This is a genomic window from Microbacterium sp. 22296, assembly GCF_052045385.1.
Classification (GTDB): domain Bacteria; phylum Actinomycetota; class Actinomycetes; order Actinomycetales; family Microbacteriaceae; genus Microbacterium.
In genome coordinates this window covers 383,728-404,540 of the sequence record NZ_JBQEOS010000002.1, presented here as the reverse complement: position 1 = coordinate 404,540, position 20,813 = coordinate 383,728, and the positions used below count along the sequence as shown (strand labels likewise).

Sequence of the window (20,813 nt, the reverse complement as noted above, 5' to 3'; positions counted from 1 at the left end):
TCCTCTCCACATGACGACCCTCGTCCCACTTATGGCGGTGCGTGTCCCGATCGTGGTCGCTTGAGAGGGGCTCAACCAGCCATAAGTGGGACATCGTCCGGTTGGAGGGGGGTCAGAGCTGATTGCCGAGCTTGAACTCGGCGGGGGCGGATGCCGCGGGCTCGGGCGCGCGCGTGTAGCTGAAGCCGTCGGCGCCGATGGTCACGGCCATTTCGCTCGAATCGGTGCGGGCACGCACGGGCTGCGGGGTGCCGTCGAGGTCGAGCACGAGCGAGCCGTCGGTGTACCACGACGGAACGACCGGGTTGCCCCACCAGTCGCGGCGCTGGTTGTCGTGCACATCCCACGTCACGACCGGGTTGTCGGGGTCGCCGGTGTAGTAGTCCTGCGTGTAGACCTCGACGCGGTGGCCGTCGGGGTCGCGCAGGTACAGGTAGAACGCGTTCGAGACGCCGTGGCGGCCGGGGCCGCGCTCGATGGCATCCGATCGGCGGAGGGCGCCGAGCTTGTCGCAGATCGCGAGGATGTTGTGCTTCTCGTGCGTGGCGAAGCACACGTGGTGCATGCGCGGGCCGTCGCCGCCGGTCATGGCGGTGTCGTGCACGGTGGGTTTGCGGCGCATCCACGCGGCGTAGACCGTGCCCTCCTCGTCCTGGATGTCTTCGGTGACGCGGAAGCCCAGCGACTGCATGAAGTTCACCGCGCGGGGCACGTCGGGGGTGATCTGGTTGAAGTGGTCGAGACGCACGAGCTCACCGGGGGTGTGCAGGTCGTAGCGCCACGACAGGCGCTCCTGGTGCTCGGTGTCGAAGAAGAACTCGTAGGGGAAGCCGAGCGGGTCGACCACACGCACCGAGTCGCCGATGCCCTTCGTGAAGCCGTTCGGCTCGCGGCGCACGTCGCAGCCGAGCTCGGTGTAGAACGCCACGGCCCGATCGAGGTCGTCGGAGGAGCGCACGCGGTACGAGAACGCCGCGACGGCGGCGATCGGTCCCTGGCGCAGGACGAGGTTGTGGTGGATGAACTCCTCGGTCGAGCGGAGGTAGATCGCCTCGTCGTCCTCCTCGGTGACGTGCAGGCCCAGCACGTCGACGTAGAAGACCCGGGATGCCGCGAGGTCGGTGACCACGAGCTCCATGTAGGCACAGCGCAGGATGTCGGGCGCGGGGGAGGAGGGGGTGGGGATGGGGTTCGAGGCCTCGATCGGAGCCTCCTGCGAGACGAAGAAGCCCGAGGAGGTTCGGGTCATCTGGCTGCGGTCTGTCATGTCGCGTCCTTGCGTGTGAAGAGGGGCGGATGCCGGGAGGGCGGGGTACTCGCGTGGTGAGGTGGCTTCGACGGGCTCAGCCACCGGCGGTGGCGGAGGTCCCTGAGCCTGTCGAAGGGACCGGGCGTTCTGCGGGGTCGGGGTGGCTTCGACGGGCTCGGCCACCGCGGGACGGGCTCGGCCACCGCGGGACGGGCTCAGCCACCGCGGGACGGGCTCGGCCACCGCGGGCCGGGCTCAGCCACCGCGGGACGGGCTCGGCCACCGCGGGACGGGCTCAGCCGCGCCCGCCGGAGTCAGTGCGCCGGCGCCTTGCCGAAGGTGGGGTTGTGCGCGCCGCCGAGGGTGATGTGCACGGCCTGCTGGTCGGTGTAGAAGTCGATCGAGCGGTACCCGCCCTCGTGCCCGAGGCCCGAGGCCTTCACCCCGCCGAAGGGGGTGCGCAGGTCGCGGACGTTGTTGGAGTTCAGCCACACCATGCCGGCCTCGACGTTCTGCGCGAAGAGATGCGCGCGCTTCAGGTCGTTGGTCCAGACGTACGCGGCGAGACCGTAGCGGGTGTCGTTCGCGAGGGCGAGCGCCTCGGCATCCGTGTCGAACGGGGTGATCGCCACGACCGGGCCGAAGATCTCCTCCTGGAAGATGCGGGCGTCGGGAGCGACGTCGGCGAACACCGTGGGCCGCACGAAGTTGCCCTCGTCGAAGCCCTCGGGGCGGCCGCCGCCGGCGACCAGGCGCCCCTCGGTCTTGCCGAGCTCGACGTATGACATGACCTTGGCGTAATGCTCGGGGTGCACGAGCGCGCCGACCTCGGTGGCGGGGTCGTCGGGGTAGCCGACGATCACGCGATCGGCCTGCGCGGCGTACCGCTCGACGAAGGCGTCGTACACCGAGCGCTCGACGAGGATGCGGCTGCCCGCCGTGCAGCGCTCGCCGTTGAGCGAGAAGACGCCGAAGATGGTGGCGTCGATCGCGGCGTCCAGATCGGCATCCGCGAACACGATCGCGGGGCTCTTGCCGCCGAGCTCCATGGAGAGGCCCTTCAAGAAGGGCGCGGCGTTGGCGAAGATGAGCTGCCCGGTGCTGCTCTCGCCGGTGAAGGAGATCAGCGGCACGTCGCGGTGTTTCACGAGCGCGTCGCCGGCGTCTTCGCCGAGGCCGTTGACGAGGTTGAACACGCCCTCGGGAAGGCCCGCCTCTTCGAAGATGCCCGCCCACAGCGACGCCGACAGCGGCGTGAACTCCGCGGGCTTGAGCACCACGGTGTTGCCGGTCGCGAGCGCAGGTCCCAGCTTCCACGACTCGAGCATGAAGGGCGTGTTCCATGGCGTGATGAGGCCGGCGACACCGATCGGCTTGCGGTTGACGTAGTTGAGCTGACGCCCGGGCACCTTGAACGCGTCGTCGGTCTGGGCGACGATCAGATCGGCGAAGAAGCGGAAGTTCTCGGCGGCGCGGCGGGCCTGACCGAGCGCCTGGGTGATCGGCAGTCCCGAGTCGAACGACTCCAGCTCGGCGAGGCGCTCGTCGCGCGACTCGACGATGTCGGCGATCCGGTGCAGCACGCGCGAGCGTTCGCGGGGGAGCATCCGGGGCCAGGGTCCCTCGGTGAAAGCCGTGCGCGCAGCGGCGACCGCCAGGTCGATGTCGGCCCTCTTGCCCGCGGCGGCGGTGAGGTAGGTGCGGTTGGTCACCGGGTCGAGCACGTCGAACGTGTCGCCGTCGACCGAGTCGACGAAGCGGCCCCCGATGTAGTGCTGGATGCGCTCGGGCAGATCGGCCGGGATCCGGCGGGCGGTGGTCAGCGGAGTGGTCATGAGTGCTCCTTCGGTGAAGAGGGGTGGATGCCGGGACCTCGGCTCCGTGACGGCGACGTCGCGGGGGTGGGCGGCATCCGGGGTCAGAAAGCGGGCAGGCCGAGCACCTCGTCGGGGTGCTCGTGGATCATGTAGGCGTCGAGGGTGGCGGAGCGGTGGCGTCGCGAGACCTTCTCGATCTCGGCGAGCGGGGCGCCCGTCTCGATGAGCACGAGGATGTTCTCGTGCTCGCGCACCGACTCGGCGGCGCGGCCGGGGACGAAGCTGAACGTCGAGTCGCGCAGGTGTCCGAGGCGCGCCCACTCGGCCTGCACCAGTTCGAGCATGCGCGGGTTGGCGCATTTGGCGAACAGGATGGCGTGGAACTCCTGGTTGAGGGCCGTGAACGCGCGGGGGTCGAAGTGCTCGAGGGTCTCGACCATCAGCTCGTTGACCTCGCGGGCACGGCGCACGTCGTTCGCGGTCAGGGCGCGTGCCGATAGGGCCGTCGCCGCTCCCTCGAGCAGGCTGAGCGCCTGCATGCTGAAGCGATAGGCGGTGTCGTCGACCATCGAGACGCGGGCGCCGACGTTGCGTTCGAACGTGACCAGACCCTCGGCCTCGAGCTGACGGATCGCCTCGCGCACGGGCACGACGCTCATGTCGAGCTCGCCCGCGATCGTGCCGAGCACGAGGCGGTAGCCGGGGGTGAACTCCTGCGACGCGATGCGGTGTTTGATCCAGTGGTAGGCCTGCTGCGACTTGCTCTGGCTCGTCGCGGGCGCGGGCGCGGGCGCGGGGCGGACGGCGGACGGCGCGACGGGGGATCCGGTCGCGGTCAGCGGGGTCTCGGCATCCATCACGCGTTCCTCTCGCTCTCGAAGCGGGCGCGCCAGGCGGCGTTCATCGGGAAGAGGCCCACGAGGGGGTGACCGGATGCCACCTGGCGGGCGACCCAGGCATCCTCCTCCTCCTGCGCGAGGGCGGCATCGGCCACCTCGGCGGCCAGGGCCGGCGGCAGGACGATCACGCCGTCGCCGTCGCCGACGAGGATGTCGCCGGGCTCGACGGTGGTGCCGCCGCAGCCGACGGCCACGTCGGTCTCCCACGGCACGTGCCGCCGACCCAGGACCGCCGGGTGCGGACCGGCCGTGAACACCGGGATGCCGACCGCGGCGACGGCCTCGGCATCGCGCACTCCGCCGTCGGTGACGATCGCCGCGGCGCCCCGCGCGTGGGCGCGGATCGCGAGGATGTCGCCGAGCGTGCCCGAGCCGCGCTCGCCGCGGGCCTCGATGACCAGGACCTCGCCCTCCTCCACCGCGTCGAACGCGCGCTTCTGGGCGTTCTGACCGCCGCCGCGCGCCGCGAAGAGGTCTTCGCGGTGGGGGAGGAAGCGGAGCGTGCGGGCGGTGCCGACGAAGCGGCTGCCCGGGGTGAGGGCGTGCACGCCGTCGATCGTGACGTCGTTCAGGCCGCGCTTGCGCAGCTGCCCGCTGAGGGCGGCGACCGGGACGCGCGAGAGCTTGTCGCGCAGCTCGGGCGTGAGGGCCGAGTCGGCGGCATCCGTCGCGAGGACAGGGGATCCGGCGAGAACAGGGCGTTCTGCGTCGGGGCGTCCTGTCTCGGTGTGATCGCCTGTTTTCGGCGCGGCGTGCGGCGCGGACGGGGCAGCCGGGGCGGCTGCGGCGGCCTCCGGCGAGCCCCACGCCTCGGCGCGCTGGGTGTCGTCGACCGCGGGGAGCGAGCCGATCGCGGCGTCGAACGACCGCGTGCCCTGGGTCACGGACGTGCGGAGCCGGCCGGTCGAGAGGGCGCCGGCATCCACCTGCACCTCCACCACGTCGCCGGGCACGACCACCGACGACCCGGCGGGGGTGCCGGTGAGGATCACGTCACCGGTCTCGAGGGTGAAGTGCTGCGAGAGGTCGGCGACGATCTGGGCGAGCGGGAAGATGAGGCCCGCGGTGGAGTCGTCCTGCACGAGGTCGCCGTTCACCCACGTGCGCAGGCGCAGGGCGGCGGGGTCGACCGCGCGGGCGTCGATGAGCGCGGGGCCGAGCGGGGTGTAGCCGTCGCCGCCCTTGGAGCGGACGTTCGAGCCCTTGTCGTTCGCGCGGAGATCATAGAGACCGAAGTCATTGGCGGCGGTGACAGATGCCACGTGCGACCACGCGGCATCCGGGGCCACCCACCGGGCGGGCTCGCCGATGATCAGCGCGATCTCGCCCTCGAACGCCAGGAGTTCGGTGCCGGCGGGGCGGACGATCTCGGCTCCCGAGGGGGCGAGCGAGCTCGACGGCTTGAAGAAGTAGGAGGGGGCGACGGGACGACGGCCCCGCTGGTCGGCGCGCGAGGCGTATGAGAGATGGACGGCCACGATCTTGCCCGGGCGACCGCCGAGGGTGGCGAACCGGGGGTCGGTGCTGTCGGTCATGGATGCTCCCTTGCGTCGTATTCGAAATCGTATACGATGACGAACGCCCCCGCAAACAGCGTCTCGTCACCGATGACGACGTCCGGGGTTCATGACGACGACGTCTCGAAGGAGTCCCCATGTCTCGCTCGCAACCGCCGGGATTTACTCCCACCGGCACCATCTCCACGTCCACGGACCGCCGCCGCGTGGTCTTCGCCACCGTTGTCGGCACCACCGTCGAGTGGTACGACTTCTTCCTTTACGCCTCGGCCGCGGGACTGGTGTTCGGGCAGCTGTTCTTCGCCCCCGCCGGACCCGGGATCGCGCAGATCCTGTCGTTCCTGACGGTGGGGCTGAGCTTCCTCTTCCGGCCTCTCGGCGCGTTCCTGGCCGGCCACCTCGGTGACAAGTACGGCCGCCGCGTCGTGCTGATGATCACGCTGATCCTCATGGGCGCGTCGACCACCTTGATCGGCGTGCTGCCGACCTACGAAGTCATCGGCGTCGCGGCTCCCGTGATGTTGATCCTGCTGCGCGTGCTGCAGGGCATCTCGGCCGGTGGCGAGTGGGGCGGCGCGGTGCTCATGGCCGTCGAACACGCCCCCAAGACCAAGCGCAGCCTGTTCGGCGCCTCGCCCCAGCTGGGCGTGCCCCTCGGTCTGCTGCTCGCGAGCGGCATGCTCGGCCTGATGGCCGTCATCGCCCCGGGAGACGCGTTCCTCGCGTGGGGTTGGCGCGTGCCGTTCCTGCTGTCGTTCGTGCTGATCCTCGTCGGGTACTACGTGCGCAAGAAGGTCGAGGAGAGCCCGGTGTTCGTCGAGCTCGCCGAGCGCAAGGAGCAGACCCGGATGCCGATCGTGCAGCTGTTCCGCAAGCACTCGCTGCTCGTGATCATCGCGGCGTTCGTGTTCGCCGGCAACAACGCCGTGGGCTACATGACCACCGGCGGGTACATCCAGCGCTACGCGACCAACCCGGACGGCCCCATCGGGCTCGCGACGGCCGATGTGCTCGGTGCGGTCACGCTCTCGGCGGTGTCGTGGCTGGTCTTCACCTGGGTCGGCGGGTGGATCGGCGACGTCATCGGCCGCCGCACCACGTACCTGATCGGATGGGCGGCGCTGCTGGTCGGCGTCTTCCTGCTGTTCCCGCTCGTGAACACCGGCAGCATCGGTCTGCTCACGCTCGGTCTCGTGGTGCTGACCGTCGGTCTCGGCCTCACCTACGGACCCCAGGCGGCGCTGTACGCCGAGCTGTTCCCGGCATCCATCCGCTTCTCGGGAGTGTCGATCTCGTACGCTCTCGGCGCGATCCTCGGCGGAGCGTTCGCGCCGACGATCGCCGAGTCGCTGGTCAAGGCGACCGGGTCCACCACCGCGGTGACCTGGTACCTCGCGGGCATGGTCGTGCTGGGCGCGGTCGCGACGCTGCTGCTGCGCGACCGCAGCGGCATCCCCCTCGGGCCCGACCACGAAGCCGAGCAGGAGGTCAGCCCGATCCGCGGGTTGTCGCGGGTCTGACGCGGCTTTCCGGCCCCGCTGCGCTCGTGTGCGGCGGGGCCGTCGCTCGGAGTCCACTGTCATCCTCCTGGACTTCGAGAAGCTACCTCCCGTCCGTCACGGCGTCGCCCGCTTCGATCACGACCGCGATCTGCGTGTCAGCAGTCCCGCCGCGACGACGGTGGTCCCGACGACGAAGACCATCGCCGCGACGAACATCGCCGCTGCGTCATGGGGCAGCATCGCGCAGCCCGCGGAGGTGTCCTCGTAGTCGCAACGGCGCCAGGGCTGGAAGAAGTAGAGCACCACCACGGCTCCGCCGATCACCGCCACGACAGCTCCCCAGGTGATCAGTCGCGTTCTCGCCGTCATGCCCCGCCGACCTCGACGCTCGCGCCCCAGCCGTCGTAATCGCCCTTCCTCGCTTCGACGATGTCGACGACCTCGGTGAGGAACGCCGCCACCGAGGCGTCGGTCAACGTCTCGGTGCGGGTGGCGGTCAGGATGAGCTGGAGTCCGCGGCGGCCGATGTCGACCGCGAACCCACGCGCGCGAAGATCCGCGGCTGCGGCGTCGGCGGATCGGCGCCACCGGAAGTGGACGAAGTGCTCCACGGGCCGAGGGGCGGCGAAGTCCTCGCCGAGTCGTCGGCGGGCGGCGACCTGGTCCGGCCACATCGCGATCTGGCGGGCGACAGACGGTGACCGATCCGCAGGCGGTGATTGGTAGGCCGCTGTGTATACGCCGTGGTCGTCGACGTCGTCGGCGAACTCCTCCCAGTCCATGTTGGAGAGGTTCAGGTTGTTGTCCACGGACCAGAGATCCGCCCCCACGCAACGGAACGCCGGACGCCCCTCCTGCAGGTCGATGACCATCACGGGGTAGCCCGCGGTCGTCAAGGTGACGTCATCCGCCACGAACAGGACGGACGCACCATCGTCGCTGTCAGGGATCGCGGAACGAAGGTCCTCCGCGGTGGCGCCGTGCCAACGGTCGTCGTCGACGAACCGCACGTAGGCGCGGAACCCGTCGGCGTTCTTCGCGCGAACCGTCGAAACGAGGTCCATCCACTCGTCCCTGTTCGCTGCCGCTGTGCGTACGAGGAGCGAATCATTCGTCTGGGGGAGGAAGTCCATGCGGTCAGTATGCCGGGACGGTTCCGCCGCCGGGATGGTCGCCCGCGCGGGGCCAGGCGATCGGCCTGGGTGGTCGAGGCGGAGTGACCCGGCCGGGCCCAACTCCGGAGATCCGACCCTCCGGCGACGCGGAGACCGCGTCCGGCGGCCCCGGCGGATGGGATCTCCGGAGTTACGCACGCCGAAAAGCCGTCGCGGCCCGTCGGGCGGGGGAGGCTACGAGTTCACCCTGATGATCTCCCGCTGGTACGGCGCGATGACGTCGCCGCTGATGCGCAGGTCGAGCAGCAGGAAGGAGCGCTGCTCCGGATCGCGCCGCGTCCACTCCGCCAGGGCATCGAGGTCGGCGACCTCGCGCACGACGACGCCCTCGGCGCCGAAGCCGCGCGCGACGGCGGCGAAGTCGACCTCGGGGATCAGCATGGGCTCGCGGGCGAGGCCCTTCAGGCCGTAAAGGTTGATCTCGGCGCCGTAGGCGGCGTCGTTCCACACCACCGCGATGCCGCGACCCGCCGCCGAGCGCACCGCGCTCTCGAGGTCGGCGATGGCCATGAGTCCGCCGCCGTCGCCCGTGGTGAGGACCACGGTGGAGTCGGGGCGGGCGGCGGCGGCGCCCGCGACCGAGGGGAAGCCGAGACCGATCGACTGGTACGCGGTTCCGACCATCATGACGCGATCAGGTGAGGTGACCGGCCAGTACATGTTCGACCAGCCGAGGAAGTGCCCGCCGTCGGAGACGACCACGCGATCCTCGGGCAGCAGCTCCGCGATCCGCGCCGCGGCCGAGCGGGGGTCGAGGCGGCCGTCGGGCGCGAGACCGTCGCCCGGCTCCTGCTCGCGAAGGGGCGCTACGTCGACGCGGTCGCGCCAGCCGGACGACACGGCAGCGTGCGCGTGCAGGCGCTGCACGAGCGCCTCGGCCGCCAGAGCGGCATCCGCCCGCACGAATCCGCCCACCTGCGCGTGGGTGGCGGTGGGGGCGACGTCGATCTGGAAGACCTGCGTGCTCGGGGCGAAGAGCTCGCCGAAGCGCATCGTGAACTGGTTGAGACCCGCGCCGAACACGACCGCGACGTCGGCCTCGCGCACGAGCTCCATGGCGCCGGCGGCGCCGAAACCGCCGGTGACACCGAGGTCGTACTCGGCCGCGGGGAAGATGCCCCGGCCGAGGGCGGTGGATGCCGTGATCGCGCCGGTCGCCTCGGCGAGACGCCCGAGCGCGGAGCCGGCATCGGCGAGCCACGCACCGCGCCCGGCGAGCAGAAACGGGCGCTCCGCTCCGGCGAGGGCGTCGGCGATGCGGTCGAGGGTCGCCTCCGCCGCGGGCCCTCGCGGCGCGAGGGGTGCCGACAGCGTCACCGTTCCGGCATCCGTCAGCGGTCCCGCTTCACGCGTGACCACGTCGTACGGGATGGCCAGCACGACCGGTACGCGGTAGGTGAGCGCGTGCTCGAGCGCGATGAGGACGGTGGCCGTGGCATCCCGATCCCCGACCGTGTAGGTGCGGACGCCCACCGCCGAGGCCAGGGCGACCTGGTCGACGCCCCACGGCCGGGGCCCCGAGGTGGGCTCGTCTCCCACGACCAGCAGCAGGGGGATGCGGGCCTGAGCTGCTTCGGCGAGGGCGGTGAGGGTGTTGGTGAAACCCGCGCCGTAGGTGGCGGTCGCCGCCGCGATGCGGCCGGACGCGCGGTAGTGCGCATCGGCGGCGACGACCCCACCGGCCTCGTGACGCATCGCGGTGAAGGCGACCTCGGTCTCGCGGTGCAGCACGTCGAGGAAGTGCGCGTTGCCGTTGCCCATCACTCCGAAGACGTGGTCGATGTGGCGGCCGAGGGTGTGGGCGACGTGCGCGGAGACGATGGGCATGGCGAAGCCTTTCGCGAAACAGGAACGGGAATGAGCCGTATGTGTCTCGCGCGGTTCTCGCGCTACGTGCCCTTTTTTCGAGCAGCGACGCACGACTCCGTGCGCCTGACGGGAGAGATCATATCCGGTGCCGGGGCACGAATCGAGGCGGGCGATCTCTCTGCGAGCGCCGGGCCCGGCCCGCGACGGTGCGGGCACCGCGCGTTCAGAAGGCCGCGCGGATCGCCTCCGCCGCTGCGGTGAGTCGCGCCGCGATCGCCGCATCGTCGGCGTCGACATTCACATGCACCGCGGCCACCGCGGCGGGCCCACGGCCCTGTACGGCGAGCGGCACGGCCACCGCCCGCAGCGAGCGGATGACCTCGTCGTGGCTCGTCGCCCACCCGCGCTCCGCGGCATCCGCCACCTCGGAAGCGAGCCGGGCGTCGACGGTGTCGGGCCAGCGGCGGGCAGGGAGCTGCGCGAGGATTGCGCGCCCCGGTGCGCCTCGGGTGACCGGATGCCGCGACCCGGGCCGTTGCGCGACGGCGGTGACCGCGTGGCGGGGCTCGACGCTGGCGAGGGTGACGCACTCGTCGTGATCGAGCACGACGAGGAAGCACGTCATGCCGAGGTCGTTCGCGGCGGCCGTCAGTTCAGGCAGCGCCTCGGCCTGCAGGTCGGCGGCGACTCCCGCGGCGAGAGCTGCGAGTCCCGTTCCCAGACGCACCGCGCCCGCGGCATCCCTGCTGACGAGTCCGTGGTCTTCGAGCGTGCGCAGCAAGCGGTAGGCGACGGAGCGATGCAGCTCGACGCTGGCCGCGAGGTCGTCGATCGAGAGCGGTGTGCGGGCGTCGGCGAGCTCCTCGAGCAAACGGATGCCGCGGCTCAGCGTCTGGGAGGCGGGGGAGGAGTCTTGCCGTGCGGGCATGGAGCGGCTAGCCTCTCGTTCGATAGCAGAACGCTGTGTTCGAATATAGAACACGACGGCTGCCGAGGCAACCCCGACATCGACGTCAGGAGAAACGATGCAGTTCCACCACCACGGCTACGTCTCGGGCGATCCGCGCGTGCAGAACGCCGCAGGCACCGGTGTCGATCGACCCGAGCGCCTCCCCGAGGAGGTCGACGTGCTCATCGTGGGATCCGGACCCGCCGGCATGCTGCTGGCCGCGCAGATGTCGCAGTTCCCCCAGCTCACCACGCGCCTCATCGAGAAGCGCGAGGGGCGTCTGCCGCTGGGTCAGGCCGACGGCATCCAGCCCCGCAGCGTCGAGACGTTCCAGGCGTTCGGCTTCGCCGACCGCATCACCGCCGAGGCCTACAACATCGGCTGGATGAACTTCTGGGCGCCCGACCCCGAGAACCCCGACCGGATCGTGCGCACGACCCGCACGGAGGACTACGGCCTCAAGATCAGCGAGTTCCCGCACCTCATCGTCAACCAGGCGCGCGTGCTCGACTACTTCGCCGAAGCGGCGGCCCACGGGCCCGCGCGCATCACCCCCGACTACGCCGTGGAGTTCCGGGGCCTGACGGTGCGCGCCGACGACGTCGAGGTGCGCGTCGGCACCGCGGAGGGGGAGCGCACGATCGTCGCGCGGTACGTCGTGGGATGCGACGGCGCCCGCAGCGGCGTGCGCCAGGCGATCGGCCGCACCCACGTCGGCGCCGCCGCCCGCCATGCGTGGGGCGTCATGGACGTGTTGGTCGAGACCGACTTCCCCGACTGGCGCATCAAGTGCGCGATCAACGCCGCCGCGGGCAACATCCTGCACATCCCGCGCGAGGGCGGATACCTCAGCCGCATGTACATCGACCTCGGCGAGGTGGCGGAAGACGACGCCCACCGCGTGCGGCAGACGCCGATCGAGGAGGTCATCCGCCGGGCGAACGAGATCCTGCACCCCTATTCGATCGACGTGAAGCAGGTCGCGTGGTCCAGCGTGTACGAGGTGGGTCACCGGGTGACCGACCAATTCGTCGACGACCTCGACAGCCCGCGGGTCTTCCTCACCGGCGACGCGTGCCACACCCACAGTGCCAAAGCGGGCCAGGGCATGAACGTCTCGATGCAGGACGGCTTCAACCTCGGTTGGAAGCTCGGCCACGTGCTCACCGGGCTCGCGCCGGCGGAGCTGCTGCGCACCTACGACGAGGAGCGCCGACCCGTCGCCCAGCAACTCATCGACTTCGACCGCGAGTGGTCGTCGCTCATGGCCCGAAAGCCCGGCGAGATCACCGACCCCGATGAGCTGGCGACCTACTACCTCGCCACCGCGGAGTTCCCCTCCGGCTTCGGCACGCATTACGCCCCCTCGCGGATCGTCGCCGCGGACGCGGCCCAGGAACTGGCATCCGGATTCCCTCTCGGCAAGCGGTTCAAGAGCGCCGAGGTCGTGCGCGTGTGCGACGGCAACGCGGTGCACCTCGGCCATCACGCTCGCGCGGACGGGCGCTGGCGGATCTACGCGTTCGCGGATGCCGAGGGCTCGGCGCTGCGGGAGTGGGCCGGGGCCGCACGGGAGATCGTGGAGCGTTTCACGCCCGAGGGTGCCGATCTCGACGCGGTGTTCGACGTGAAGGCGATCTTCCCCGGTCGCTGGGAGGACGTCATCGACGTGCCCGCGTTCTTCCGTCCGCGGTCGGGGCCGCTGGGGCTGACCGACCTCGAGAAGGTGTTCGCCGCCGCGCCCTCGGCGTGGACGAGCGCCGACATCTTCGCGGAACGCGGAATCGGCGTCGAGGGCGCCGTGGTGGTCGTGCGCCCCGACCAGTACGTCGCGCACGTGCTGCCGCTGTCGGCGCCGGAGCGGCTTGCGCACTTCCTCGCGGGCGTGCTGGCCGCCCCGTCGATCGCGCTCCAGCGCTGAGAAACGCTTCTCGCGCGAGGAAACGCCTTGCCGCGGCGTTTCTCCCCGCCCATCGCGTTTCTCGGCAAGGGGCCGGACCCGCGACCCGCCTCACCGGGACGCCACAGCGGCGACACCGGCATCCGCTTTGTACACCGCGTATATCGGCCCCGATGCGCGGGCTGACGAGAATTGGCGGGAACCCCGCCCCGATCCAGGAGGACCCATGACCGATTCGCGCGAGAGCGAGCTGCTGGCATCCGTACCCACCGGCCTGCTGATCAACGGCGAGTGGCGCGCGGCGACCGGCGGCAAGACCGTCGCCGTGAACGACCCCGCCACCGGTGACGTCATCCACGAGATCGCCGATGCCACGGTCGACGACGGCGTCGCGGCGATGGATGCCGCCGCCGAGGCGTTCCCGTCGTGGGCGGCGACCCCGGCGCGGGAGCGTGCCGAGATCCTCCGCCGCGCGTTCGACCTGCTCCAGGAGCGCAAGGAAGACGTCGCGCTGCTGATGACCCTCGAAATGGGCAAGCCCCTCGCCGAGGCGCGAGGCGAGGTCGCGTACGGCGGGGAGTTCCTCCGCTGGTTCAGCGAGGTCACCGCGCACACCCAGGGCCGCTACGGCGCCAACCCCGAGGGCACCGGCCGCATGATCGTCTCGCAGCACCCCGTGGGGCCCTGCTACCTCATCACCCCGTGGAACTTCCCCCTCGCCATGGCCACCCGCAAGATCGCCCCCGCGCTCGCCGCCGGCTGCACGGTCGTCATCAAGCCGGCGACCGTGACTCCGCTCACGACGATGTTCTTCGCGCAGATCCTGCAGGATGCCGGTCTCCCCGCCGGCGTCGTCAACGTCGTGACGACCACCGACACCGGCCCGGTCTCGGAGCGCATCATCTCCGACCCGCGCCTGCGCAAGCTCTCGTTCACCGGGTCCACCCCGGTCGGCGTGAAGCTGCTGCAGCAGGCTGCTCCGGGCGTGCTGCGCACCTCGATGGAGCTCGGCGGCAACGCGCCGTTCGTCGTCTTCGACGACGCCGACCTCGACAAGGCGGTCGAGGGCGCGATGCTCGCGAAGTTCCGCAACATCGGACAGGCCTGCACCGCGGCCAACCGCTTCCTCGTGCAGCGCAGCGTCGTCGAGGAGTTCACCCGACGTGTCACCGAGCGCGTGCAGGGCATGAAGATCGGCCGCGGCACGGAGGAGGGCGTGCAGATCGGCCCCCTCATCGACGACCGCGCCGTCGACAAGGCCCGGACCCTCGTGACGGATGCCCTGGAGCGCGGCGCGACCGTGACCACCGGCGGGTCGGCCATCGAGGGCCCCGGCACGTTCTTCGAGCCGACCGTCGTGTCCGACGTGAAGCCCGGCAGCGACATCCTCCGCGAGGAGATCTTCGGACCCGTGCTCGCGATCGTCCCCTTCGACGACGAGGACGACGCCGTGCGCCTCGCCAACGACACCGAGTACGGCCTCGTCTCCTACGTCTTCACCGAGTCGTTCGCGCGCGGGCAGCGCATGATCGACAAGCTCGAGACCGGGATGATGGGCCTCAACGTCGGCGTGGTCTCCAACGCCGCTGCCCCCTTCGGCGGCTGGAAGCAGTCGGGCCTCGGCCGCGAGGGCGGCGACGAGGGAATCCACGAGTACCTGCAGACGAAGTACACGCTGACGGCGAACCCCTACGCCTGACGGCACCGGATGCCACGACCCCGAGGCCCCGTGCGGACCCGGGGTCGTGGCATCCGTCGTCCCGTCGTGTGCAGAACTCCGGAGATCTCCGCCCTTCGTGCGGTCGCGGAGCAGGCCGGGCACCGTTCGGCGGCGATTTTCCGGAGTTCGGTACGCGCCGGGTGTGGGTCGGGGCGGGCTCAGGCGCCGCGCGTCGGCTACCCGGGCGGTGCTGCCCCCGGTGCTCGGCCGGCGCCCGGGCGCGGCGTCAGCGCTGCGTCGACTCGCCAGGGACGAGCTCGACGGGGATCACGGCGCGGTCTCCGTCGCCGCCCGCCATGAGGGTGTCGAGCATGTCCATCGCGCGCGCCGCGATCTTGCCCCAGTCCTGACGCACCGTGGTGATCGTGGGCGAGATCTGGCGCGTCCAGGCCACGCCGTCGAAGCCGCACAGCAGCAGATCGCCCGGGACGGACCGCCCCTCCTGCAGGGCGCTGAAGAACGCCCCGACGGCGTGCAGGTCGCTCACTGCGAAGACGGCGTCGACGTCGGCATCCGTCTCCAGGAGTTCCGCCATGGCGCTCTGACCGCCGTCCATGCCGTAGTTCTCGCCGACGATCAGCACGTCGTCCGAGGCGAACCCGCGATCGGCGAGTCCGGCGAGGAACCCCTCGCGCCGCTCCTTCGTCGACGGCAGGTAGCCCTCGCCGCCCAGCATGGCGAAGCGGGTGCCGCCGGCATCCACGAGGTGATGCGCGGCGACGCGTCCGCCGCCGAAGTTGTCGGAGCGCACCCAGCCCCCGATGAGGGCGGAGTCCGCGGGCTCGTCGCACGCGACGATCGGCACGGGACTCGCCCGCAGCCGGTGCACGCCCGAGCGCGGGGGACGAGACGGCGAAAGGAGCACGCCGTCCGTGCTCCGCACGAGGTTCTCGAGTGCCTCGAGTTCGTTGTCGGGCTCGTAGTCGGACCCGGCTAGCACGAGAGCCCAGTCGCGCTGCGCGCCTTCACGCTCGAACGCGTGGGCGAGTTCGGCGTACGCCGGATGCCGCACGTCGGGCAGGACGATACCGACGGTCGTGCGGTCGGTGCGCCGGCGTCCGGACGCCCGGGGGTATCCAACCCGCTGCGCGGCGTCGAGCACCCGGTCGCGCAGTTTCGGACTCACCCCCCGGTTGCCGGTGAGGGCGTTGCTGGCGGTGGCGAGACTGACTTTCGCCTCCGTCGCCACCTCTTGGAGGGTCGGTGTTCGTCCCGGACCGTCGGTCATTCGGCATCCCCCCGCCGCGAGTGTACCCACTCGGGCGGAAGGGGGTGCGCAGCGACGGCGCGGACGATGTCGGCGAGGGCCGCGGTCTGCGCCGCGAAGGCGCGCTCGCCCCACGCGGCGTCGGCCGTGGTGGGGTCTCCGATCACCCCCGAGACGGATAGGTCGTCGACGTGCCAGGGCACGCTGACCGCTCCGAACGGCCGGGTGGGGGAGTCCGCGCGGGCCCTGACCCGCTCGAGACCGTCGGCGCGGGCGGCATCCATGTCGACGACGCCCGGGTCGAGCGCGAGCAGCACGCTCGTCTCGTAGTGGCCGGCGTGCGCGTCGAGATCACCCGTGGTCACGCCCTCGGACAGTTCGGCCGACAGCGCCAGCCCGGGCGCGTGCACCGCGAACGCGGCGAGCCCCCGCCGCTCCCGCAACTGCCGGCACGCGACGTGCAGCAGTTCGGGATTGCCGCCGTGCCCGTTGACGAACAGCAGGCGACGGATGCCGCTGGCCGCGACGCCGCGGCCGATGTCGTCGGCGAGGGCGAGCAGCGTCTGCGCCGTCAGGCCGATCGTGCCGGGGCGTCCCGCGTGCTCGGGGGAGAAGCCGAACGGCAGCGCCGGAAGCACCCACGTGGCCACGTCGCCGGTCACCCGTGCAGCGACCGCCGCGGCGAAAGCGGCCGCGATGGTCGTGTCGGTGGACACCGGCAGGTGCGCACCGTGCTGCTCGGTCGCGCCGATCGGAACCAGGGCCACCCCCTCGCGCGCGGCGACCTCCGCCACCTTGCTGGAGCTGGTCATCTCAGTGCAGCCCGAGCAGCACTCGCGCCTCTGCTCGCGCCGCCGGGTCGGTCTCGTAGACGCCGCGTCCCGCGAGGGAGAACGCGGTCGAGCCGACGGTCCGTTCCCCGCGCGCCCACATGCAGGCGTGCTGTGCGGTGAGGCGCACCAGCACACCCTTCGCCTCCAGTGTCTCGGAGACGACCTCGGCGATCTGGTCGGCCAGACGCTCCTGCATCTGCGGTCGGGCGGCGAGCACGCGCAGCATCGCGTCGAAGTCGCCGATGCCGGCGAGCGCCCGATCGGGCAGGTAGACCACCGAGACCACACCCTGGAACGGCAGCAGGTGGTGCTCGCAGATCGAGGAGTAGGGGATGTCGTGCACAGCGACCGCCCCGGGGTACACGCCCTCGATGGGCTCACCGCCGCCCAGCGCGCGATGCGGGTCGCCTCCCATTCCCGAGAACAGATCGAGCCCGGCGTGCGCGACGCGCCGGGGCGTGTCGATGAGGGTGGGGTGATCGGTGTCGAGGCCGATCGCGCGCATGTACATGCGGATCCCCTCCTCCGCGGCATCCAGATCGGGAGCGGTGTGCGTGGCGGCGACGGCGGTGAGTTCGGTCATGACGGTGGGCCTTTCGGGGGATCAGTGGAACAGGAGCGCGCTGGCGCGGTCGACGTAGGCGTGGAACTCGGGCGACGTCGTCATCTCGAGGGTGCGCGGCCGCGGAAGGTCGACGTCGATGACCTCCTTGATGCGCCCGGGGCGAGGGCTCATCACGGCGACCTTGTCGCTGAGGAAGATGGCCTCCTGCACGCCGTGCGTGACCATGACGGTCGTCGCCTGCTGCTCGCTCCACAGTCGCTGCAGCTCGACGTTCAGACGCTGGCGGGTGACGTCGTCGAGCGCTCCGAAGGGTTCGTCGAGGAAGAGCACGTTCGGCCGCAGCGCCAGCGCCCGGGCGATGGCCACGCGCTGACGCATGCCGCCCGACAGCTGCCAGGGTCGGGCCTTGGCGAACTGCTCCAGGCGCACGAGGCGCAGCAGTTCGCCCACCCACTCGTGGTCGATGGGGAGCCCCGCTATCTCGAACGGGAACGCGATATTGCGCTCGACCGTCCGCCAGGGCAGCAGCGCGTGGTCCTGGAAGGCGATGCCGTACGCGTGCTTCCCGCGGAGGGCGGCGGGAGCGAGATCGTTGACCGTCGCCGTGCCCGAGGTGGGGGTGTCCAGCCCCGCGAGCATGCGCAGGACGGTGGACTTGCCGCAGCCGGAGGGGCCGAGCAGCGACAGGAACGACCCGCGCGGGGTGTCGAGATCGACCCCGTCGACGGCGACGACCGTCTCGCCGCGGGTGGCGAAGTGACGCGTGAGGGCACGGACGTGGACGCCGGACGCGGTCATGCGGGGCCTTTCTGAGCGAGGGTCGAATCGCGCGGCGGGAACCGCCCGGCGAGCAGGAGCGCCTCGGCCGCGACGACGAGTCCGTAGGCGGCGAGCGAGAGGAGCACCGTGACGACGACGAGCGTCCAGAGCAGCCCGTAGTCGGAGTACGACTTGCTGGTGAGCAGGTTCGCCCCGAGCCCCTCGAACGAAAACAGGAACTCGTACAGGGTGGCCGCCGACACGGTCGCGGGGGCGGCGAGCTTGAGGCCGGCGAACAACGACGGGAGGGACGCCGGCAGCTGCACGAACCGCAGCAGGGTCCACCGGCCGCCTCCGTAGGCGCGCACGAGGTCGGAGGTCTCCGGCGTCGACGAGGTGAGGCCTGCCCCGATGTTCATCAGCAGGGGGAAGAAGGTCACCACCGCGGCCACGACGGCCGCGGTCAGGATGCCGGACCCGAAGACGGCGTAGATGACGGGGGCCATGGCGATGAGGGGCACCGTCTGCAGCAGCAGGGCGAGCGGCAGGAAGACCGAGCGCAACGCCCGCGAAACGGTCAGCGCGACGGCGGCGACGAAGCCGGCGCTGACCCCGAGGAGGAGCCCGACGGCGCTGTGCATCAGGGTGACGCCGATCATCGGGGCGAGGGCCGCGCGGCGTTCAGCGGCATCGGCCGGATTTCCGGCGCCGTCGACGAACAGGTATCCCCAGACGTCCAGCGGCGTCTTCGCGAGGTAGGGCGAGAGCCCCGAGAGGGTGATCGCCAGCTGCCAGCCGATCAGCAGCACGGCGGCCGTGGCGAGCGTGCAGAGGATCGTCGTGAGCCGGGGGGACAGGCGCGTCATCGGGTGCCTCCCGTGTGCGTGGTCCACGGCGCGAGAACGCGTCCGAGGAGCGCGATCGCGCCGTACCCGAGGGCTGAGACGACCGTCGCGAGCAGGGCGATCGCCCACATGCCGGTGTAGTCGCCGACGTACTGCTGCGAGATGAGGAGCCGACCGGCCCCCTCGTCGACGCCGACGGTGAAGAATTCGCCGGTCATCGCGCCGAGGAAGGCGGCGGGAGCGGCGAGCTTGAGGGCGGCGAGCAGGGCGGGGATCGCGGAGATCACCCGCACCTTGCGGATGGCCGTCCACGCGTTGCCTCCATAGGCGTGCACGAGATCGAGCTGCGCCGGGGCGGCCGAACGCAGTCCCAGGAGCACCCCGATCACGAGGGGGAACAGCACGGCGAGCATCGCCAGCACGACGCTCACCGCGCGACTACCCGACGGACTGAGCAGCACCACGATGGGCGCGATCGCGGCCGCGGGAGCGCACGCGGCCACGACTCCCAGTTGCGAGGCGAAGGGGCCCAGGGGCGGGGCCATCATGACCAGGATGCCGAGCGCCAGCGCGATCACGACGGCCAGGGCGTAGCCGGTCAGGGCCGCTCCGGCCGTCGCAGAGACGCCTTCCGCATAGGCCCCGCCTGCCAGCCCGGTCGCCGCGCGGACGAGGACCGGAAGAGGGGGCGGCACCGGACCGGGACTGCCGTTGGGACGCTGGTAGACGGTCACGGCGACGATGTGCCAGGCCAGCACCAGCACGGCGAGTCCGGCCACGCCGAAGAGGACGCCACGTGCGGGTGTCGACGTCATGTCGTGGCGTCCTCTCGTGTCGGGGCGGCGGGGAAAGGGATCAGGATGCCGGGACGGTGAACCCGGGGATGAGGTCGGGGTTCTCGGCGTAGACCTCGTCCAGCAGCGACGTGTCGAACATGCTCGGGTCGGCCGTGATGCCCGCCGCCGCGAGTGAGGACACGGCCTGGTCGATGAGGTCGGGCGTCAGCGTGAAGATGCCGTTGGCCACCGTGTCGGGGGTGAGCATGAAGGAGGGCAGGACGCTCGCGGAGTCGACCTGCAGCTGTCGGTCGAGCCCGTTGTCGGCGCCGCCGTAGGTCATGGCGATATCGGCGATCGCGTCGGTGCCCTCGGTGAGGGCGGTGTTCCAGCCGATGATGCTGGCCTTCATGATCGCCTTCAGTGCGTCGCGGTTCTCGGTCAGCGCTTTCTCGCTGACCACCACGGCGTCTCCGAACTGGGCGTAGTTGGCGTCGGCGAACGACATGGTCACCACATCGCCGCCGGCGTTCTTGACGGCGATCGGGTAGTTGGTGAGGAAGCCGATCAGCGCATCGACCTCGCCGTTCATCAGCGGGTCGACGCCACTGGGCACGGAGACGAACTCGACCGTGTCGGTGGGCAGGTCGTTCGCCTTCAGGACGGCTTCGACGGCGAGCTTGCCGCCGGCGTCGACGCCGATGCGCTTGCCCGTCAGGTCGGCGACCGTGCGGATGGGGTTCCCCGCGAGCGAGACGAAGCCGACGGGGTTCTTCACGAACTGCGCACCGATGATCTTCAGACCGGCGCCGTCGTTGATGGCGCCGGTGATGCCGGTGAGATCGGATGCCAGACCGATCTGCGCCTGGCCCGAGAGCACGAGGTCCCAGGAGTTCGTGTTGCCGCCCCCGGCGATGAGGTCGACGTCGTCGAACCCGGCATCGGTGTAGGCGCCGTTCTCCTCCGCGAAGTAGTACCCCGCGAACTCGTAGTTCTTGATCCAGCTGAGGGCGACGCCGGCCGTGCCGAGCGAGTCCGAACCGGCGCTGGGCGACGAGGCGGCGGGGGAGGCGCAGCCGGTGACGGTGAGGGCGAGGAGCAGTGCGCCGGTGGCGGCGACGGCGGTGCGCCGGCGGCGGCGGCGCACGGCGGGAGCCGCGAGGGGCTGCGCGGCTGTGGGAGGAACGAGGAACAGGACGGTGCGAAGGTGTGACATGTCGGGAGCCTCCGTGTGGGTGAGTGTCCCCCCAACGTAAATGTTTTACTTTTCGTGAATTGTCTCCTGGTGTGT

At 71.0% G+C, this 20,813-nt stretch carries 18 protein-coding genes; 3 read left to right on the top strand and 15 right to left on the bottom strand.

The features are described from left to right. Positions 1-112: 112 nt before the first annotated feature. The 4 genes from hpaD to ACTJJP_RS05415 all read right to left on the bottom strand — a co-directional run bounded on the left by hpaD (position 113) and on the right by ACTJJP_RS05415 (position 5,500). Positions 113-1,267: a 3,4-dihydroxyphenylacetate 2,3-dioxygenase gene (hpaD, locus tag ACTJJP_RS05430; protein ID WP_440773999.1), complete on the bottom strand. Its 1,155-nt coding sequence runs from the start codon at positions 1,265-1,267 to the stop codon at positions 113-115. Between the two features lie 296 nt (positions 1,268-1,563). Then, positions 1,564-3,084 (bottom strand): 5-carboxymethyl-2-hydroxymuconate semialdehyde dehydrogenase, encoded by a 1,521-nt coding sequence (gene hpaE / locus ACTJJP_RS05425; RefSeq protein WP_440773998.1) that lies wholly within the window; start codon positions 3,082-3,084, stop codon positions 1,564-1,566. Positions 3,085-3,167: 83 nt separating this feature from the next. Further along, on the bottom strand, positions 3,168-3,923 hold the full coding sequence (locus ACTJJP_RS05420; protein ID WP_440773997.1) for a GntR family transcriptional regulator: 756 nt from the start codon (positions 3,921-3,923) through the stop codon (positions 3,168-3,170). Continuing rightward, on the bottom strand, positions 3,923-5,500 hold the full coding sequence (locus tag ACTJJP_RS05415) for a fumarylacetoacetate hydrolase family protein (protein WP_440773996.1): 1,578 nt from the start codon (positions 5,498-5,500) through the stop codon (positions 3,923-3,925). The genes ACTJJP_RS05420 and ACTJJP_RS05415 overlap by 1 nt, the downstream gene beginning before the upstream one ends. A 119-nt stretch (positions 5,501-5,619) precedes the next feature. Between ACTJJP_RS05415 and ACTJJP_RS05410 the strand changes: the two genes are divergently transcribed. Beyond that, positions 5,620-7,002 carry an MFS transporter gene (locus tag ACTJJP_RS05410; RefSeq protein ID WP_440773995.1) on the top strand — a complete coding sequence of 461 codons (1,383 nt, stop codon included), beginning with the start codon at positions 5,620-5,622 and terminating at the stop codon, positions 7,000-7,002. Between the two features lie 117 nt (positions 7,003-7,119). On the opposite strand, the gene ACTJJP_RS05405 is transcribed toward ACTJJP_RS05410, so the two are convergent. The 4 genes from ACTJJP_RS05405 to ACTJJP_RS05390 form a co-directional block, all read right to left on the bottom strand. Further along, positions 7,120-7,353 carry a hypothetical protein gene (locus tag ACTJJP_RS05405; RefSeq protein ID WP_440773994.1) on the bottom strand — a complete coding sequence of 78 codons (234 nt, stop codon included), beginning with the start codon at positions 7,351-7,353 and terminating at the stop codon, positions 7,120-7,122. After that, entirely contained in the window at positions 7,350-8,117 is a 768-nt protein-coding gene (locus tag ACTJJP_RS05400; protein WP_440773993.1) for a DUF6924 domain-containing protein, read from the bottom strand. Before ACTJJP_RS05400 ends, ACTJJP_RS05405 begins: the two co-directional genes overlap by 4 nt. A gap of 216 nt (positions 8,118-8,333) precedes the next feature. Continuing rightward, positions 8,334-9,986, bottom strand: coding sequence for a thiamine pyrophosphate-binding protein (locus ACTJJP_RS05395; RefSeq protein ID WP_440773992.1), 1,653 nt, complete (start codon positions 9,984-9,986; stop codon positions 8,334-8,336). 205 nt (positions 9,987-10,191) lie between these two features. Continuing rightward, a complete protein-coding gene (locus ACTJJP_RS05390; RefSeq protein ID WP_440773991.1) occupies positions 10,192-10,896 on the bottom strand; it encodes an IclR family transcriptional regulator in 705 nt (234 codons plus the stop codon). Between the two features lie 97 nt (positions 10,897-10,993). Here ACTJJP_RS05390 and ACTJJP_RS05385 point away from each other — a divergent pair, with 97 nt between their 5' ends. Beyond that, positions 10,994-12,838, top strand: coding sequence for an FAD-dependent monooxygenase (locus ACTJJP_RS05385; protein WP_440773990.1), 1,845 nt, complete (start codon positions 10,994-10,996; stop codon positions 12,836-12,838). A gap of 205 nt (positions 12,839-13,043) precedes the next feature. Further along, positions 13,044-14,516, top strand: a complete 1,473-nt coding sequence (locus ACTJJP_RS05380; protein WP_440773989.1) for an NAD-dependent succinate-semialdehyde dehydrogenase — start codon at positions 13,044-13,046, stop codon at positions 14,514-14,516. 247 nt (positions 14,517-14,763) lie between these two features. Here the strand turns inward: ACTJJP_RS05380 and ACTJJP_RS05375 are convergent, their stop codons facing one another. The 7 genes from ACTJJP_RS05375 to ACTJJP_RS05345 are packed head-to-tail and all read right to left on the bottom strand — an operon-like array spanning position 14,764 to position 20,738. Beyond that, positions 14,764-15,765, bottom strand: a complete 1,002-nt coding sequence (locus ACTJJP_RS05375) for a LacI family DNA-binding transcriptional regulator (protein ID WP_440773988.1) — start codon at positions 15,763-15,765, stop codon at positions 14,764-14,766. Further along, positions 15,762-16,556, bottom strand: a complete 795-nt coding sequence (locus ACTJJP_RS05370) for a creatininase family protein (RefSeq protein WP_440773987.1) — start codon at positions 16,554-16,556, stop codon at positions 15,762-15,764. Before ACTJJP_RS05370 ends, ACTJJP_RS05375 begins: the two co-directional genes overlap by 4 nt. Position 16,557: 1 nt before the next feature. Further along, positions 16,558-17,160, bottom strand: a complete 603-nt coding sequence (gene folE / locus ACTJJP_RS05365; RefSeq protein WP_440773986.1) for a GTP cyclohydrolase I — start codon at positions 17,158-17,160, stop codon at positions 16,558-16,560. A gap of 21 nt (positions 17,161-17,181) precedes the next feature. Continuing rightward, a complete protein-coding gene (locus ACTJJP_RS05360) occupies positions 17,182-17,940 on the bottom strand; it encodes an ABC transporter ATP-binding protein (protein WP_440773985.1) in 759 nt (252 codons plus the stop codon). Beyond that, positions 17,937-18,767, bottom strand: coding sequence for an ABC transporter permease (locus ACTJJP_RS05355; protein ID WP_440773984.1), 831 nt, complete (start codon positions 18,765-18,767; stop codon positions 17,937-17,939). Before ACTJJP_RS05355 ends, ACTJJP_RS05360 begins: the two co-directional genes overlap by 4 nt. Beyond that, the gene (locus ACTJJP_RS05350) at positions 18,764-19,561 is read right to left on the bottom strand and encodes an ABC transporter permease (protein ID WP_440773983.1); all 798 of its coding nucleotides are present in this window, start codon (positions 19,559-19,561) and stop codon (positions 18,764-18,766) included. Before ACTJJP_RS05350 ends, ACTJJP_RS05355 begins: the two co-directional genes overlap by 4 nt. A 40-nt stretch (positions 19,562-19,601) precedes the next feature. Beyond that, positions 19,602-20,738 (bottom strand): ABC transporter substrate-binding protein, encoded by a 1,137-nt coding sequence (locus ACTJJP_RS05345; protein ID WP_440773982.1) that lies wholly within the window; start codon positions 20,736-20,738, stop codon positions 19,602-19,604. Positions 20,739-20,813: the final 75 nt, after the last annotated feature.